Annotated in this window: 8 protein-coding genes; 6 read left to right on the forward strand and 2 right to left on the reverse strand. The window is 59.6% G+C overall.

Features of this window, described 5'->3' with window-relative positions:
- Nucleotides 1-44 precede the first annotated feature (44 nt).
- Entirely contained in the window at nt 45-776 is a 732-nt protein-coding gene (locus tag KGB03_RS31370) for a methyl-accepting chemotaxis protein (protein ID WP_375154713.1), read from the forward strand.
- A gap of 131 nt (nt 777-907) precedes the next feature.
- Here KGB03_RS31370 and KGB03_RS15580 read toward each other — a convergent pair whose 3' ends face one another.
- Nucleotides 908-2,710, reverse strand: a complete 1,803-nt coding sequence (locus KGB03_RS15580) for an acyl-CoA dehydrogenase (RefSeq protein WP_223527505.1) — start codon at nt 2,708-2,710, stop codon at nt 908-910.
- Nucleotides 2,711-2,895: 185 nt separating this feature from the next.
- The gene (gene putA / locus KGB03_RS15585) at nt 2,896-6,849 is read right to left on the reverse strand and encodes a trifunctional transcriptional regulator/proline dehydrogenase/L-glutamate gamma-semialdehyde dehydrogenase (RefSeq protein WP_223527513.1); all 3,954 of its coding nucleotides are present in this window, start codon (nt 6,847-6,849) and stop codon (nt 2,896-2,898) included.
- 464 nt (nt 6,850-7,313) lie between these two features.
- Between putA and putP the strand changes: the two genes are divergently transcribed.
- The 5 genes from putP (at nt 7,314) to KGB03_RS15610 (ending at nt 16,872) form a co-directional block, all read left to right on the forward strand.
- A complete protein-coding gene (putP, locus tag KGB03_RS15590; RefSeq protein WP_223527515.1) occupies nt 7,314-8,798 on the forward strand; it encodes a sodium/proline symporter PutP in 1,485 nt (494 codons plus the stop codon).
- A gap of 363 nt (nt 8,799-9,161) precedes the next feature.
- Nucleotides 9,162-11,180 carry a type VI secretion system tip protein VgrG gene (locus KGB03_RS15595; protein ID WP_223527517.1) on the forward strand — a complete coding sequence of 673 codons (2,019 nt, stop codon included), beginning with the start codon at nt 9,162-9,164 and terminating at the stop codon, nt 11,178-11,180.
- Nucleotides 11,170-11,907 carry a DUF4123 domain-containing protein gene (locus KGB03_RS15600; RefSeq protein WP_223527519.1) on the forward strand — a complete coding sequence of 246 codons (738 nt, stop codon included), beginning with the start codon at nt 11,170-11,172 and terminating at the stop codon, nt 11,905-11,907. Before KGB03_RS15595 ends, KGB03_RS15600 begins: the two co-directional genes overlap by 11 nt.
- A complete protein-coding gene (locus tag KGB03_RS15605) occupies nt 11,907-16,553 on the forward strand; it encodes an RHS repeat-associated core domain-containing protein (protein WP_223527521.1) in 4,647 nt (1,548 codons plus the stop codon). The genes KGB03_RS15600 and KGB03_RS15605 overlap by 1 nt, the downstream gene beginning before the upstream one ends.
- Before the next feature lies 1 nt (nt 16,554).
- Complete coding sequence (locus KGB03_RS15610; RefSeq protein WP_223527523.1) at nt 16,555-16,872, forward strand: hypothetical protein; 318 nt, start codon at nt 16,555-16,557, stop codon at nt 16,870-16,872.
- Nucleotides 16,873-16,936: the final 64 nt, after the last annotated feature.

The following is a 16,936-nucleotide window of genomic DNA, read 5'->3' on the forward strand; positions in this document are numbered from 1 at the left end:
ACAACACCGCTGAACGCTCCGGCCGTCAGCAGGAAATGACCGACATGGTCGCCACCGCCGTTCACGAAATGGGCCTGACGGTGCAGGAAATCGCCCAGAACGCCGGCAATGCCGCGGTGGCTTCACAAACTGCCCGGGATGAGGCGATGCAGGCGCGGGAAGTGGTGGGCGGGTCGATTCGGCATATCGAAAGCATGTCCGATGAAATCGGCCTCGCTGCCAGCGCGGTGGGCGAGTTGGCCCATCAAGTGGCATCTATCGATCAGGTGCTGGCAGTGATTCGCGGGATTTCCGAGCAGACCAATTTGCTCGCGCTCAACGCGGCCATCGAAGCGGCGCGGGCCGGGGACATGGGGCGTGGGTTTGCGGTCGTGGCGGATGAGGTGCGCACGTTGGCGCGGCGCACGCAGTCGTCGACTGATGAGATTCAGCAGATGATTGGCAGCCTCAAGCAAGGCGCGGAGAACGCGGTGTCGTCGATGCATTCCGGGCAAGCGGCGACTGGCACGGGCGTTGAGTCGAGCCAACGCACCGGGGTGTCGTTGACGGCGATTACCGGGCAGGTGGAGCGCATCAGCGACATGAACCATCAGGTGGCGGCGGCGACGGAAGAGCAGTCGGCGGTGACGGAAGAGATCAACCGGAACGTGCAGGGGATTTCTGACCTGGCCCGTGCCACCGCCGGGGAGGTCAGGGCTTGTCGTGAGGATTGTCAGACGTTGCAGCGGTTGGCGGATGATTTGGCGCGGCAAGTGGGTGGGTTCAAGCTGAGTTGATGAGTTGTCTGTGCGGGCGCCTTCGCGAGCAAGCCCGCTCCCACAGTTGATCGCGTTGTTTGGTTCAACGCGGACTCCTGTGGGAGCGGGCTTGCTCGCGAATGGATGTCAGCAGCACCACAAGGCTCCAGTTAGAACCACTCATCCTGCATCCCAAGACACACATCATCCCGCGCCTCAAGAATCGCCAGTTCATGGTGGCAACCCGGCACTTCCCACGTCAGGAAATACCGCGCCGCCTGCAGCTTGCCTTTATAGAAGCTCACATCCGCCGCATTCCCTTTGGCCAGCCCTTCCTGCGCGCGAATCGCCTGCTCCAGCCAGCGCCAGCCAATCACCGTGTGCCCGAACACTTTGAGGTACAGCGCCGAGTTCGCCAGGCTGCTATTAACCTTGCCTTGCGCCAAATCCGTCAGCAGGCCAATGGTCACGGTTTGCAGACGCGCCACCAATTTCTCCAGCGGCTCACGCAGCGCGGTTAACGATTCATAAGCCTGCGCACACTCGGCGGTGTCGGCGATCAGACGGATCAATTGCTTGAGCCCCGCACCACCGTTCTGCGCCAGTTTGCGGCCCAGCAGGTCCAGCGATTGAATGCCGTGAGTCCCTTCGTGGATCGGGTTCAGGCGGTTGTCGCGGTAATACTGCTCCACCGGGTATTCGCGGGTGTAGCCATGGCCGCCGAGTATCTGGATCGCCAGTTCGTTGGCCTTCAGGCAAAACTCCGACGGCCAGGATTTGACGATCGGCGTCAGCAAATCCAGCAGTTCGTGGGCCTGTTTGCGCTCAGCTTCAGTCTCAAGGGTTGTGGTGTCATCAAACAGTCGCGCCGCGTACAACCCAAGGTCGAACGAACCTTCGACGTAGGCTTTCTGAGTCAGCAACATGCGTTTGACGTCGGCGTGCTGAATGATCGCCACCGGCGCGGTGTTCGGGTCCTTGCTGTCCGGCACGCGACCCTGCGGCCGCTCGCGGGCGTATTCCAGGGAATACAGATAACCGGCGTAACCGAGCATCACCGCGCCCATGCCGACGCCGATCCGCGCCTCGTTCATCATCTGGAACATGTAGCTCAAGCCATGATGAGGCTTGCCCACCAGGTAGCCGACACACTCGCCGTTATCGCCGAAGTTCAGCGCGGTGGAGGTGGTGCCGCGCCAGCCCATCTTGTGGAACAGCCCGGCCAGCAACACATCGTTGCGTTTGCCCAGGCTGCCGTCATCGTTGACCAGAAACTTGGGCACGATGAACAGAGAAATCCCTTTCACACCCGCCGGTGCATCCGGCAACTTGGCCAGCACCATGTGCACGATGTTTTCCGACAACGGGTGATCACCGCCGGAGATGAAGATCTTGTTGCCCTTGAGTCGATACGTGCCGTCAGACGCAGGCTCTGCGCGGGTACGAATATCCGACAGCGACGAGCCGGCATGGGGTTCGGTCAGCGCCATGGTGCCGAAGAAACGACCGTCGATCATCGGTTGCAGGAAGCGTTGTTTTTGCTCCTCGGTGCCGAAACTTTCGATCAGGTTCGCCGCGCCCATGGTCAGGAACGGATAAGAAGTCGACGCCGCGTTGGCCGATTGGAAATGTGCGAAGCAGGCTTGGGACAACAGCGTAGGAAGTTGCATGCCGCCCGCATCGAAACTGCGCGCAGCATTGAGGAAACCGGCTTCAAGGAAGGCGTCCACTGCCGGTTTCACTTCCGGAATCAGAATCGCCTGACCGTCCTCATAGCGCGGTTCATTCTCGTCACCCTTGCGGTTGTGCGGGGCGAAGAACTTCTCGGCGATGGTGCGCGCGGTGCCGATGGCGGCGTCGAAGGTCTCGCGGTTGTGCTCGGCGAAACGCTCACGCTGGGTCAGGCCCTCGGCATCAAGGACTTCATACAGCTCGAAAGCCAGATTGCGGGAACTGAGCAACGTCTCGGACATGGCGGCCTACCTTTTTTTGGAATGGACCGAGTCTAGGCGTGGGAATAAAGGCTGAACAGGATGATTGATGAGCGTGATGGTGCGGTGCGGGCACCGCTAATCAAATGTGGGAGCGAGCAGGCTCGCTCCCACAGGGGGATATTGCATGCCGGGCGTCCATTGCGGGCGCCCGGTGGTATTGCGGTTTAGCCGATAGTCATCAGACTGGCATTACCACCCGCCGCAGCAGTGTTAACGCTCAACGCCCGCTCGATCACCAGACGCTCCAGCGCGATGTTGGTCTCGCCTTGCGACAAGCCATGAACCCCAACAATCGCGCCGGCACGCTTGGCCACTTGCTGGCAGACCGCACGCAACTGATCGGAATGGCCGTGATGCAGAACCGCATCAAACAGCACTTCGTCCTTGTTCCAGTCGGAAACCAGTTTGATCTTCGCCTGAATGTCCTTCGGCAGACGTGCGAACAACGCCTTGGTCAATTCAGCTTCCGGCCATACCGCCGAACCGCCGACGGCCAATACCGCCGCCAGTTGCGTCAGCAGATCGCCTTCGACTTCCGCCAGGCACAGCACGTGTTCGCGCGGCAGAATGGCGTAGCTGTTGCGTTCGCCGGTCGGGCCCGCCAGAAGACGGGTGATCCCGCTTTGCGATTGCGCCGCGAACTGCACGCACAGGGTGCTCAGCTCGGTGAGCTTGCTGCTGTCGGCCCAGGCTTGCAGGGCCTTCAGCGGTTTGCTCATGGCATCACGCAGACGAACGTCCGGTGCCGCGATGGCATCACCACGAGCGAAGGATTGTTCGATTGCATCGGTAGGACGTGTCGACAACAGGCGGTACAGGTACAACGGACCACCAGCTTTCGGACCGGTACCCGACAGGCCTTCGCCACCGAACGGCTGCACGCCGACCACAGCACCGACGATGTTGCGGTTCACGTAGACGTTACCGGCGTTGACGTTGTCGACCACCTTGGCGATGGTCTCGTCGATGCGAGTGTGCACACCCAAGGTCAGGCCGTAACCGGAAGCATTGATCTGACCGATCAGCTGATCGATGTCTTTGCGCTTGTAGCGAACCACGTGCAGCACTGGGCCGAAGATCTCCCGTTGCAACTCGTCGAAGCTTTCCAGTTCGATCAGCGTCGGCATCACGAAGGTGCCGCGTTTGACTTCTTCGGTGTTGGCGATTGCCACCTGGTACACGCTGCGACCTTTGTCGCGCATGCCCTGGATGTGCTTCTCGATACCGGCCTTGGCTTCGGCGTCGATCACCGGGCCGATGTCCACGGACAGGCGTTCCGGGTTGCCGAGACGGCATTCAGCCATGGCGCCTTTGAGCATTTCGATGACACGGTCAGCGGAATCTTCCTGCAAGCACAGCACACGCAGTGCCGAGCAACGTTGACCGGCGCTGTCGAAGGCTGAGGACACCACGTCGATCACAACTTGTTCGGTCAGTGCCGAAGAGTCGACGATCATCGCGTTCTGGCCACCGGTTTCGGCGATCAACGGAATCGGACGACCTTGAGCATCCAGGCGACCAGCGACATTGCGTTGCAGCAAACGAGCGACTTCGGTGGAACCGGTGAACATCACGCCTTTAACCCGATCGTCACCGACCAGACGCGCGCCAACGGTTTCGCCACGGCCCGGCAGCAATTGCACCACGCCTTCCGGAATCCCGGCTTCGAGCAGCAAGCGCACGGCTTGAGCAGCCACCAGCGGAGTTTGTTCCGCTGGCTTGGCCAAAACCGGGTTACCGGCAGCCAGTGCCGCAGCGACTTGGCCGCTGAAGATGGCCAGCGGGAAGTTCCACGGGCTGATGCACACCACTGGGCCCAATGGGCGGTGAGCGTCGTTGGTGAAATCGTTGCGTGCCTGCACCGCGTAGTAACGCAGGAAGTCCACGGCTTCACGCACTTCGGCGATGGCGTTGGCGAAGGTCTTGCCGGCTTCACGAGCCAGCAGGCCCATCAGCGGCTGGATTTCGCCTTCCATCAAATCAGCGGCACGTTCCAGAATCGCGGCGCGCTCGGCGGGCGGAGTGGCCTGCCAGATCGGTGCAGCGTTCAGGGCGCACTGGATCGCGTTATCGACGTCTTCGACGGTCGCTTCCTGTACGTGGCCGACGATGTCGCGCAGATCCGACGGGTTCAGCACCGGAGCCGGGGTTTCAGTGCTGGACGCGCAACCGAGCATCGGCGCGGCTTTCCAGTTGTTATGAGCGGTTGCCAGCAGGGCGCAGGACAGTGAAGCCAGACGATGTTCGTTGGCCATGTCGATGCCGCTGGAGTTGGCGCGCTCGGCACCATAAAGATCACGCGGCAGCGGGATACGCGGGTGCGGCAGGCCGAAGCCGCCTTCCAGCGTCGCCATCTGCTCGATGCTGGCCACTGGATCGGCCACCAGCTCCTGGATCGAAATAGATTGGTCGGCGATGCGGTTGACGAACGAGGTGTTCGCGCCGTTTTCCAGCAGACGACGCACCAGGTACGCCAACAGCGTCTCGTGAGTACCGACCGGTGCGTACACGCGGCACGGACGGTTCAGCTTGCCTTCGGAAACTTTGCCTACAACCTGTTCGTACAGCGGTTCACCCATGCCGTGCAGGCACTGGAACTCGTACTGACCGGGGTAATAGTTCTGACCGGCGATGTGGTAAATGGCCGACAGGGTGTGGGCGTTGTGCGTGGCGAATTGCGGGTAGATGACTTCCGGCACCGACAGCAATTTGCGAGCGCAGGCGATGTAGGAAACGTCGGTGTACACCTTGCGGGTGTAGACCGGATAGCCTTCCAGGCCTTCGACCTGGGCGCGCTTGATTTCGCTGTCCCAGTACGCGCCTTTTACCAGACGGATCATCAGGCGATGACGGCTGCGACGAGCCAGGTCGATCACGTAGTCGATCACGTACGGGCAACGCTTTTGATAAGCCTGGATCACGAAACCGATGCCGTTCCAGCCGGTCAGTTGCGGCTCGAAGCACAGGCGCTCCAGCAGATCCAGCGACAGCTCGAGGCGGTCGGCTTCTTCGGCGTCGATGTTCAGGCCAATGTCGTATTGCTTGGCCAGCAGGGTCAGCGACAGCAGGCGTGGGTACAACTCGTCCATCACGCGCTCGTACTGCGCACGGCTGTAACGCGGGTGCAGTGCCGACAGCTTGATGGAAATGCCCGGACCTTCATAAATCCCACGGCCGTGGGACGCTTTGCCGATCGAGTGGATGGCTTGTTCGTACGAGGCCAGGTATTTCTGGGCATCGTGCTCGGTGAGTGCGGCTTCACCCAGCATGTCGTAGGAATAACGGAAGCCCTTGGCTTCGAACTTGCTGGCGTTGGCCAGGGCTTCGGCGATGGTTTCGCCGGTGACGAACTGCTCGCCCATCAGGCGCATCGCCATGTCGACGCCCTTGCGGATCATCGGCTCGCCGCTCTTGCCGATGATGCGGCTCAAGGACGACGTCAGGCCGGCTTCGTTGTGGGTGGCGACCAGTTTGCCGGTCAGCAGCAAGCCCCACGTGGCGGCGTTGACGAACAGCGACGGGCTGTTGCCCAAGTGCGGGTGCCAGTTACCGGTGCTGATCTTGTCGCGGATCAGTGCGTCGCGGGTGCCTTTGTCCGGGATGCGCAGCAGCGCTTCGGCCAGGCACATCAGCGCCACGCCTTCCTGGGACGACAGGGAAAATTCCTGCAGCAGGCCCTGAACAATCCCGGCACGGCCGCCGGCGCTCTTCTGATTGCGCAGTTTTTCAGCAATCGAGGCGGCGAGCTTGTTGGTGGCTTCGGCCATGGCGATCGGCAGGCGAGCCTGCTCGATCAGCATCGGCACCACTTCCGGCTCAGGGCGACGGTAAGCGGCGGTGATCGAAGCGCGCAGGACCGATTGCGGCAGGATGCTTTCGGCGAACTCGAGGAAGCATTGGTGCGCGTGGTCAGCGTGGACTTCGCCGGCGTCGTCAGCATCTTTGCTGATCAAACCGCTCAGCTCGGTCAGGGTTGCACCACCCTCGAGTTTTTCCAGGTAATTGAAAATTGCCTGCTTGATCAGCCAGTGGGGCGTGCGATCAATCGAGGTCGCGGCGGCCTTGAGGCGCTCGCGGGTCGGGTCGTCAAGTTTGACCCCAAGGGTGGTGGTAGCCATATTTTTATCCTCATGTTTGCCACGACCGCGTGGCATCAGCTGGCGGCAAGATTAGCCGTGCAACCGTCGAGGTGCAACCGGGTGCAACCCTTTTTTTGTCGGAATAATACGCAGCTCGTCAGGAAATAAATTCCGGTACGAGCGTACCGCTCCTGCTTGGTGCTTTTGCTTCTAGTAAACCGCCAAGACTGCGCTAAAAAGGAGCAAAAACAGGGCTTTTTCAGGTAAATCCGATTAGGTGCAACTTATTCTCGCGAAACTGGTTGCACCTTATTTGCTTTGTTGAATAGCATTCGCGCCCAAGGTGCAACCGGTCACAAAAGACAGGTGCACCGGCTGATGGCTTTCCTGGGGAAACATCAGTCATAAATGCGCGGGCCCCGAAGTCGTCTGAACAAACGTTGTCGTTTGTCGGCGGTTTCACACTCTGCCGCTACATAAAAACAAAGCCAGGGCATCACTTAATGAGCGTAAGCAATCCAACACTGATCACGTTCGTGATCTACATCGCAGCAATGGTGCTGATCGGCTTCATGGCCTATCGCTCCACCAACAACCTTTCTGACTACATTCTGGGCGGTCGCAGCCTGGGCAGCGTCGTGACGGCATTGTCCGCCGGCGCCTCCGACATGAGCGGCTGGTTGTTGATGGGCCTGCCGGGCGCCATCTACATGTCCGGTCTGTCCGAAAGCTGGATCGCCATCGGTCTGATCATCGGTGCTTACCTGAACTGGCTGTTCGTCGCCGGCCGTCTGCGCGTGCAGACCGAGCACAACGGCGATGCGCTGACCCTGCCGGATTACTTCTCCAGCCGTTTCGAAGACAAAAGCGGCCTGCTGCGGATCATCTCCGCGGTCGTGATCCTGGTGTTCTTCACCATCTACTGCGCTTCCGGCATCGTGGCTGGCGCCCGTCTGTTCGAAAGCACCTTCGGCATGTCCTACGAGACTGCGCTGTGGGCCGGTGCTGCGGCGACGATTGCCTACACCTTCGTCGGCGGTTTCCTGGCCGTGAGCTGGACTGACACCGTACAAGCCACCCTGATGATCTTCGCCCTGTTGCTGACGCCGATCATCGTGCTGCTGGCCACCGGTGGCATCGATACCACGTTCCTGGCCATCGAAGCGCAAGACCCAAGCAACTTCGACATGCTGAAAAACACCACCTTCATCGGCATCATCTCGTTGATGGGCTGGGGCCTGGGCTACTTCGGCCAGCCGCACATCCTGGCGCGTTTCATGGCGGCGGATTCGGTCAAGTCGATCGCTAACGCTCGCCGTATCTCCATGACCTGGATGATCCTGTGCCTGGGCGGCACCGTGGCTGTAGGCTTCTTCGGTATTGCCTATTTCTCGGCAAACCCTGCCGTGGCCATGCCAGTGAGCGAAAACCACGAACGTGTGTTCATCGAACTGGCCAAGATCCTGTTCAACCCATGGGTTGCCGGTGTACTGCTGTCGGCCATTCTGGCTGCTGTGATGAGCACCTTGAGCTGCCAACTGCTGGTGTGCTCGAGCGCCCTGACCGAAGACTTCTACAAAACCTTCCTGCGTAAAACCGCTTCCCAGGTCGAGTTGGTCTGGGTCGGCCGTGCCATGGTGCTGCTGGTTGCCTTGATCGCTATCGCTCTGGCGGCTAATCCGGAAAACCGTGTACTGGGTCTGGTCAGCTACGCCTGGGCCGGTTTCGGTGCTGCTTTCGGTCCGGTTGTCCTGATCTCCGTGATCTGGAAAGACATGACCCGCAACGGCGCACTGGCCGGCATCCTGGTCGGCGCGATCACCGTGATCGTCTGGAAACACTTCGAACTGCTGGGCCTGTACGAAATCATCCCGGGCTTCATCTTCGCCAGCCTGGCCATCTACATCGTCAGCAAATCGGGCGAGCCTACCAAAGGCATGCTTCAGCGCTTCGCCGCTGCCGAGGCAGATTTCCGCCTGAACAAGTGATCGGGATGAGCTGATGCTCTGATCTTTTGCCGAACATGAAAACGGCCCGCTTCCAGTAGGAAACGGGCCGTTTTTTATGGCGCAGATCTTGTGGCATCGAAGTTCCAATGTGGGAGCGGGCTTGCTCGCGAATGCGGTGGGTCATTCGGCATTAATGTTGACTGACACACTGCTTTCGCGAGCAAGCCCGCTCCCACATTTGTCCGGTGGTGCTTTTGAAGGAGTTGTATGTAGCCAAACACACTGATTATTGAAGGACAAATCTCTAAAAAAGTAGGGCAAATCTGATTTTCCTGCCCCTCCATCAACATCCCTAGTCGCTCATGCAGAATCGCCCGCCTTCATTCAGCAGAGACACATCGGATGTTCGCTCCTGCCAATCAACCGCGCTTCACGTTGACGATCGACGGTGTCCAGAATGAGCTCAAGGTGCTTGAGTTCACAGGTACGGAAGCCATCAGCCAGCCCTACCGTTTTGACCTGGAACTGGTCAGCGAACGGCCGGACATCGAACTCGAAAGCCTCCTGCATCGTCAGGCATTTCTGAGTTTTGATGCGCAGGGTTCCGGCATTCATGGTCAGATTTTTCGCGTTGGCCAAAGCGATTCCGGGCAACGTCTGACGGGCTACCAAATCAGCCTCGTGCCGCGTCTGGCCTACCTCGGTCAGCGCATCAATCAGCGGATCTTCCAGCACCAAAGCGTGCCGGCGATCGTCGCACAAATTCTCAAAGACCACGGTATCCAGCGCGATGCCTTCGAGTTCCGGCTCGGCAGCGACTACCCCGCGCGTGAGTACTGTGTGCAATACGCCGAAAGCGATCTGGCGTTCATCCAGCGGCTGTGTGCCGAGCTCGGCATTCACTACCACTTTCAGCACAGCCTCGACGGGCACCTGTTGGTGTTTGGCGATGACCAGACGGTTTTCCCACGTCTGCCCGAGCCGACGCTGTACCTGCCAGGCAGCGGAATGGCGGCGGATGCGCCGGCCATCAAACGTTTCAACGTGCGACTGGAAACCCGGACGACAGCGGTAACCCGTCGCGACTACGACTTCAAAAAACCTCGCCTGCAACTTGAAAGCCGCCTCGACAGTGAGCTGCGACCGGTGCTCGAGGATTACCACTTCCCTGGCCAATTCACTGAACGCGAACACGGCAAGCATCTGGCCCAACGAGCCCTCGAACGCCACAACGCCGACTTCCGTCAGGCCGAAGGTCGTGGCGACGAATCGGCTTTGGTCAGCGGGCATTTCCTACACCTGGCCGAGCATCCGCGTCAGGCATGGAATGACCTGTGGTTGATCACCGAAATCGAACACCGTGGCCGCCAGCCGCAAGTGCTGGAAGAGTCGGTTACCAGCGACGGCCCGGATGATTTCCAGGGCTATCGCAATACCTTTCTGGCAACACCGTGGGACGTTTCGTTTCGCCCTCCACTCGGGCCGGAAAAACCCCGCATGCTCGGCTATCAACCTGCCGTGGTCACCGGCCCGACCGACAGTGAAATCCATTGCGACGAGTTCGGTCGGGTCAAGGTTCAGCTGGCTTGGGACCGTGACGGTCAGCTCGATGAACACTCCAGTTGCTGGCTGCGCGTCGCCACCGGCTGGGCGCACGACCGTTATGGCAGCGTGATGATCCCGCGAGTCGGCATGGAAGTGCTGGTGGGATTCGTCGACGCCGATGCCGACAAACCGCTGGTGATGGGTTGCCTGCCAAACGCCGCAACCCCGGTGCCGCTCGATCTTCCCGCCGACAAGACCCGCAGCATTTTCCGCAGCCAGAGCAGTCCCGGTGGCGGCGGTTACAACGAATTGCGCATCGAAGATCGCAAAGGCGCCGAGGAAATCTACCTGCGCGCACAGCGAAACTGGACTCAGCACGTACTGAATGATCAACAGGTGCAGGTCGATAACGCCCGCAGCATCGTCGTCACCGGCACCGCTCGCCATGAGCTGAAAGCCGACGAGCAGCGCATCACCCATGGCCAGCGCCAGACCGAAGTGAAACTGGATGATCACCTGGTGGTGGTCGGTGACCGACACATTCGGGTGACCAGCCAGGCGCTGAATGCCAGTCAGCAATTCCATGTCAGCGCCGGTCAGCAAGTGGTCATCGACGGCGGGGCCAGCGCGACGATTCAGGCGGGCGGGCAGTGGATCAACATCGGTCCCGGCGGGATTTTCAGCAGCGTGCCAATTCAGGTCGGTGGCGGGTTGATGCCGTCGATGGCCGCTGCGCCCGTGTCGCCGGATACGCCGTTGAAACTCGTCGCCGCCCCGGCCGCTCTGCTGAGCGCCGCACAGATCATGAGCCTGAAAAGCGACGCGCCGTTCTGTGAAGAGTGTGAGCGCTGCAAGGACGGTGTCTGTGCCGCCTGATCACTTGTCACCTCTCGACTGGCTGGATCACCAACCGCTCAAACCTTCCGAGCAGTTGTTCGCGGTTTTCAGCAACGCGAGCGACGCAGGGCCTTTCAAGGCCTGGCAGCGTTCGATCTCCGCTCAAGCACCCAGTCCGATCTGGGCCGACACCGCTTACGCCGAGTGGGAGCCGGTAATGCCCTATGTCGGAATCGTCGCTGCTGGCAGTGAGTTTTTGGAGTGGGTTGCCAATACCGAGTCTCGTGATTGGGGTTGGCTGGCGGTGTCTTCTGCCCCTCAGGAGGTGTTGGTCGAGCATCTTCGCAGCCTCACTCAAGTCCTTTTGCCCAACGGTAATGCGGTGTTTTTCCGCTTCTGGGACGGGCGTTATTTGCTGCCAATTCTTCGGTCGGCCGAGGTTGACGCTTCGCAGCTGCTGCCGGTGATCGGGCGCTGTTTGATCAATGGCCAGTCGGTCGAAATTGGTGGTAGTGCGCTGAAAGCTTCTCGGGTTTTTCCATGGTGGGAAGTTTCCGAATCGCTGCTCAAACACCTCGCCGAAGAGTCCGCAACAACCCGCATCAACAACTTGGTGAAGTGGTTGAGCGAGGAACGTCCTGATCTTTTTGAGGCGTTTTCCGAAAGTGTTTTACGCCACAAGGTCGCGATCTTTCTTGAAACACCGGACCTGCCTCAGGCACCCAAAACAGCCTTGGTGGACTACCTGATGGTGGAGCTGAACTGATGGATCAGATCGTACGTATCGAGCAGGAGCTCGACGGTTTCCCAAACACCCTTTCTCTTTATCGCGAACAGTTAAAGCACTGGTTCAATCGGGCGGCGGACAAGGCCAGTCACGCGGCTGATTTGCCTTCGCTGATGGGCATGGAACGGATCATTCGATTCGGCAGCACCAGCACCGCGGTGAGCAGTGGCGACGACGATTTTCTCTCCTCCGTGGTGCAATGCCCAAAGGGTGGAAAGCTAGAGATAGAGAGCAAGTTTGAATCGGTTTATGACATCCCTGTGGGGAATATTCAGGTCGATGTGATTGCGCTTGAGAGCGGCGAAACGACGCTTGTCACGCTTGATGAAAATGGCAAAGGGACGTTCAAGGGGGATGAGGGCAAGTTCTACCGCATTCATGTCCACAACGAAGTCACACCGCAGCACGTCGATGATCTTTTCTCTTCCTACGATGGCCTGACGAAAGAGCTCGAAAACTGGCTGCAAGATGAATGGAAGACATTCAAGCCGAAGTGGTCGGAATCTTCTGCGGTTGCTGTAGGCAATGGAATGCTCGCGGGAAGTTGGGCGGCAATCGAGGGCGTGTGGGACGGCATCGGCCTGCTTTCGGACATCCTCAAGGATCCGGGGAAGTTTGGTGAGCGGTTGGGTGAGAGCGCCACAGCGCTGAAGAACCTCGCGGAAACCGCTCCGGATGTCATGGAGAAAGCCCAACTGCTGGCCAGTGACGAAGCGGCGCTGTGCCTACTGTTACGCACCGCCAGCCTCTGGTTGGACATGCTGCCTCCCGGCGAGATCGCCGGCAAAACCGCCGAAGCCGTGTCGACGGTGGTGGTGCAACTGTTGATCGACATCCTGATCGGCATCGTTCTGACGTTCGCTGCAGCCGGGGCCGGTATCGCCTATTTGACGATGCGGCTGGCTAATCGAGCTGCGCAATTACTCAGCGCTGTCCTGCGCCTCGTCAAAGCGATTTTCACGATCATCAATGGCTTCATCAGCTACGTCGACCGCTACAAGAAAGTTGCTGCCCGAGGCGTTGCTGCCGGCATGAAAAAAGGCCGGATGCAGTTGAGCTGGAGCGCACGTCGCAATGCGTCCCTGAAGAAAGACGAACACCACGACAACGCCCCGGATCAGGCGAAAAACCCTAACGGCGACAGCGCCGATTGTGTGCCGCTGACCTGCACCAACAACTGCCCGGTGTCGATGGTCACCGGCGAAGAACTGCTGACCCTCACCGACGGTGCGCTGGACGGCATCCTGCCGTTCGACTTCACCCGGCTCTATCGCACCAGCGCCGCCGAGATCGATATCGGCCTCGGTTTCGGCTGGAGTCACAGCCTTGCACATCGACTGGAAATCGATGGCGACACCGTCATCTGGATCGACCACGAAAACCGCCGTACGACCTTTCCGCTACCGAGTACCGAGCGCCCGTCGATCCACAACAGCCTGTCGCGGGCAGCGATTTATCTGGGCGATGAACCCGAAGAACTGATCCTCGCCCTGGCTGGAGAAAAAGCGCGGTTTTTCCACTTTCGTGCAGGACGTCTGACAGCGATCAGCGATGCCTATGGCAATCGGCTGACGGTGCAGCGGGATACATCTGACAGGATCAAGCGCCTCGACAACGGCGCAGGGCGCGCCCTGCGATTGCGCTATGACCGCAGCCATTTGGTCGCCGTCGACTATCAGGTTTTTGTCCCGGCCCAGACCCTCGACGAGGCTTGGCACACCGAGCAGACGCTGGTCAGTTACAGCTACGACGAACGCGATCAACTGATCGAAGCAACCAATGCCGCCGGCGAAAGCGAACGTTACGACTACGACGATCAGCACGTCATCCTGCAGCGGCAGTTGGCCGGTGGGGCGAGTTTCTTCTGGGAGTGGGAACGGTCCGGCAAGGCTGCCCGATGTGTCCGGCATTGGGCGTCGTTTGCGCAGATGGACGCGCGCTACGTCTGGGATGACGAGGGCAGTGTCACCGTTCAGAACATCGATGGCAGCGAAGAGGTTTACGTCCACGACGACCGGGCGCGGCTGGTGCGCAAGGTCGAACTGGACGGTGGCGAGCACCTCAAGGCCTACGACGATCAAGGTCGGTTGCTTGCCGAGCAGGACCCGCTCGGCGCCGTCACCGAATACCGTTACGACGAAGTCGGACGGCTGGTTGCGCTGATTCCGCCGGACGACGAACCGACGGCCTACGAGTACCGCAGCGGTTTCCTGCATGCGCGTTATCGCGGCAAAGCGGTGTGGAAATATCAACGCAACGTCCAGGGCGACGTCACCGAAGCGACCGATCCCGACGGTCAGGTCACCCACTATCACTACGACGACAAAGGGCAACTGCTATCGATCCGTTACCCGGACACCAGCCGGCATGTGTTCGTCTGGAACGCCTTGGGGCAGTTGGTTGAGGAAACGCTGGCGGATGGTGGTGTGCGGCGGTTTTCCTACGACGCGCTGGGGCGGCAGATTACCCGTCAGGACGAACACGGCGCCGTCACCCAGTACCAATGGGATGCCGTTGGCCGACTGATCCAGACCACGCTTCCTACCGGCGCCAGCCGCGCGTTCAGCTACAACGCCTACGGCAAGATCACCGCCGAACGCGATGAACTGGGTCGCGTCACCCGCTACGAATACGTCGACGACCTGCACCTGGTCAGCCGCCGCCTCAATCCCGACGGCACCCAACTGCAGTACCGCTACGACAACGCCCAGTTGTTGCTCACGGAAATCGAAAACGAATCCGGCGAAAAATATCGCCTGGACTACACGCCCAATGGCTTGATCCGACAGGAAACCGGATTCGACGGCCAACGCACGGCGTACGCCTACGACCTCAATGGCCAGCTGCTGGAGAAAACCGAGTTCGGCGAGGACGGCTCGCAGCTGATTACCGCTTACGAGCGAGACTCGGCCGGACGCCTACGGGTCAAAACCCTGCCCGACGGCATCAAGGTTGAATACCACTATGACAGCCTCGGCCGACTGGTCAGCGTCGACGACGGCCACGACCATCCGCTGGAATTCGAGTACGACCAACAGGACCGCCTGATCACCGAGCATCAGGGCTGGGGGACGTTACGTTATGGCTACGACGCCTGCGGCCAGCTCAATCGCCTGCGCCTGCCGGACGGCAGCAAACTCGATTACCACCACGCCAAGGGCGGCGCGCTGACGGCCATCGACCTCAACGGCGCACGACTGACGTCGCATACTTTCTTCGCCGGTCGCGAACTAAACCGCCAACAAGGCCTGTTGCTCAGTGACTATCAATATGACGAACAGGGCCGTCTGAAAGCCCACGCTGTCAGCCAACACCTCCAACCGCTGTATCGCCGCGATTATGCCTACAGCGCCAACGGCAACCTCGACAGCCTCGCCGACACCCGCCACGGCCAACGCCATTACCAATACGACCCGCTCAACCGCCTGATCCGCGTCCGTCACACCCGCGATCAACAACCGGAAAGCTTCGCCCACGACCCGGCGGGCAACCTGCTGATGCAGGATCGCCCCGGCGCCGCGACCGTCAAAGGCAACCGCCTGTTGATGCAAGGCGACCGCCACTACGACTACGACGCCTTCGGCAACCTCATCCGCGAACGCCGCGGCACCGGGCAAAAACTGGTCACCGAATACCGCTACGACTGCCAGCACCGCCTCATCGGCGTCACCACCCCGGACGGCCACAGCGCCAGCTACCGCTACGACGCCTTCGGCCGCCGTATCAGCAAAACCGTCGACGGCAAAACCACCGAGTTCTTCTGGCAAGGCGACCACCTCATCGCCGAAAGCAGCCGCGAGCATTACCGCAGCTACGTCTACGAGCCCGGCACTTTCCGCCCGCTCGCCATGCTCGACGGCAAAGGCCCGCGCAAGGCTTGCCCGTTTTACTACCAGCTCGATCACCTGGGTACGCCGCAGGAATTGACCGATTTTGGTGGCGAGATTGTCTGGTCGGCGAAGTACAACGCCTACGGCAAAGTCACGCGCCTCGCGTTCGGTGGGGGAGAGCAGCTACAGCAACCGTTACGGTTTCAGGGGCAGTATTTCGATGCCGAGAGCGGCCTGCATTACAACCGGCATCGCTACTACAATCCGGATGTTGGTCGGTACCTGACGCCAGATCCGATCAAGTTGGCGGGCGGGCTGAACCAGTACCAGTACACGCCGAATCCGACGGGGTGGGTTGATCCGTTGGGGTTGAGCGGGAATTGCCCGCCGCCGAATAAGCCGGATTGTAAGGTGCCGGATGATGTTTCTAGCGCTAAGGTTGATGAGGGTGGACCGGAGGTTCCAAGTGCTCGGACCCATTTTCCAAGTGATCCTCATGAATTAACCGAGGCACTTGGTGTTGAGCCCGTTATTTCGACTACGCAACACGGCACGCGGAGGATGCTTTGGGAGCCGAACTCAAATACGCGAATCAGATTTGAGAGTCACCCAGGAGATTCGGGGCCGCATAACCCAAGGCATCATGGTGAACATTTTCATATTGAGGTGAAACCCCATTTGCTTAGTTGGGGGCAAGCAAAGAAACATAAGGCTATAACAAAAGTTAAGCCTCAAGACTATAAGTTGGGCGGGGGCTCAGGCTTCACGTCCGGCGAAAAACATCCAGGAATCTAATATGGAAACGCTCGCTTTTTCAGATGGGACAATTTTAGGTGTGATGGGGCGCCAGGGAGAGGTGGTTGTTGAGTTTGTGGACTGGCAAGAACGGTGTTGGTCGGTTTTGTTCAGGGGGGCGATTGCTTACAAAAGTATCAGTTCTGAGGGAGAAGAAATCTCTGACTTGCTGGAGCTGAGTGAGACAGACTTTTCTAAAGAGGTGGAATTGGTCGATGGGGACAAGGGCACAAGCTATTGTTTTGTTTCGGCTTGGAGTGATGATGTGGTGCTGACTATTGTTGCCGAAGGTTATGTGGCAAAGCTTTCAATAGGCTAGGTTTTATTGTGTTTGTAATCTGGGCTGTCTGTTGATTGTTTGGGGTGTAACTATTTTGTTGGGT

The organism is Pseudomonas sp. BF-B-26, assembly GCF_019956495.1.
Taxonomy (GTDB): domain Bacteria; phylum Pseudomonadota; class Gammaproteobacteria; order Pseudomonadales; family Pseudomonadaceae; genus Aquipseudomonas.

Coding starts and splice junctions, on each gene's coding strand:
- KGB03_RS15580 (WP_223527505.1), bottom strand. CDS start 2,710: ATGTCCGAGACGTTGCTCAGTTCCCGCAATCTGGCTTTCGAGCTGTAT.
- KGB03_RS15610 (WP_223527523.1), top strand. CDS start 16,555: ATGGAAACGCTCGCTTTTTCAGATGGGACAATTTTAGGTGTGATGGGG.
- KGB03_RS15605 (WP_223527521.1), top strand. CDS start 11,907: ATGGATCAGATCGTACGTATCGAGCAGGAGCTCGACGGTTTCCCAAAC.
- putP (WP_223527515.1), top strand. CDS start 7,314: ATGAGCGTAAGCAATCCAACACTGATCACGTTCGTGATCTACATCGCA.
- KGB03_RS15595 (WP_223527517.1), top strand. CDS start 9,162: ATGTTCGCTCCTGCCAATCAACCGCGCTTCACGTTGACGATCGACGGT.
- putA (WP_223527513.1), bottom strand. CDS start 6,849: ATGGCTACCACCACCCTTGGGGTCAAACTTGACGACCCGACCCGCGAG.
- KGB03_RS31370 (WP_375154713.1), top strand. CDS start 45: ATGGTCGCCACCGCCGTTCACGAAATGGGCCTGACGGTGCAGGAAATC.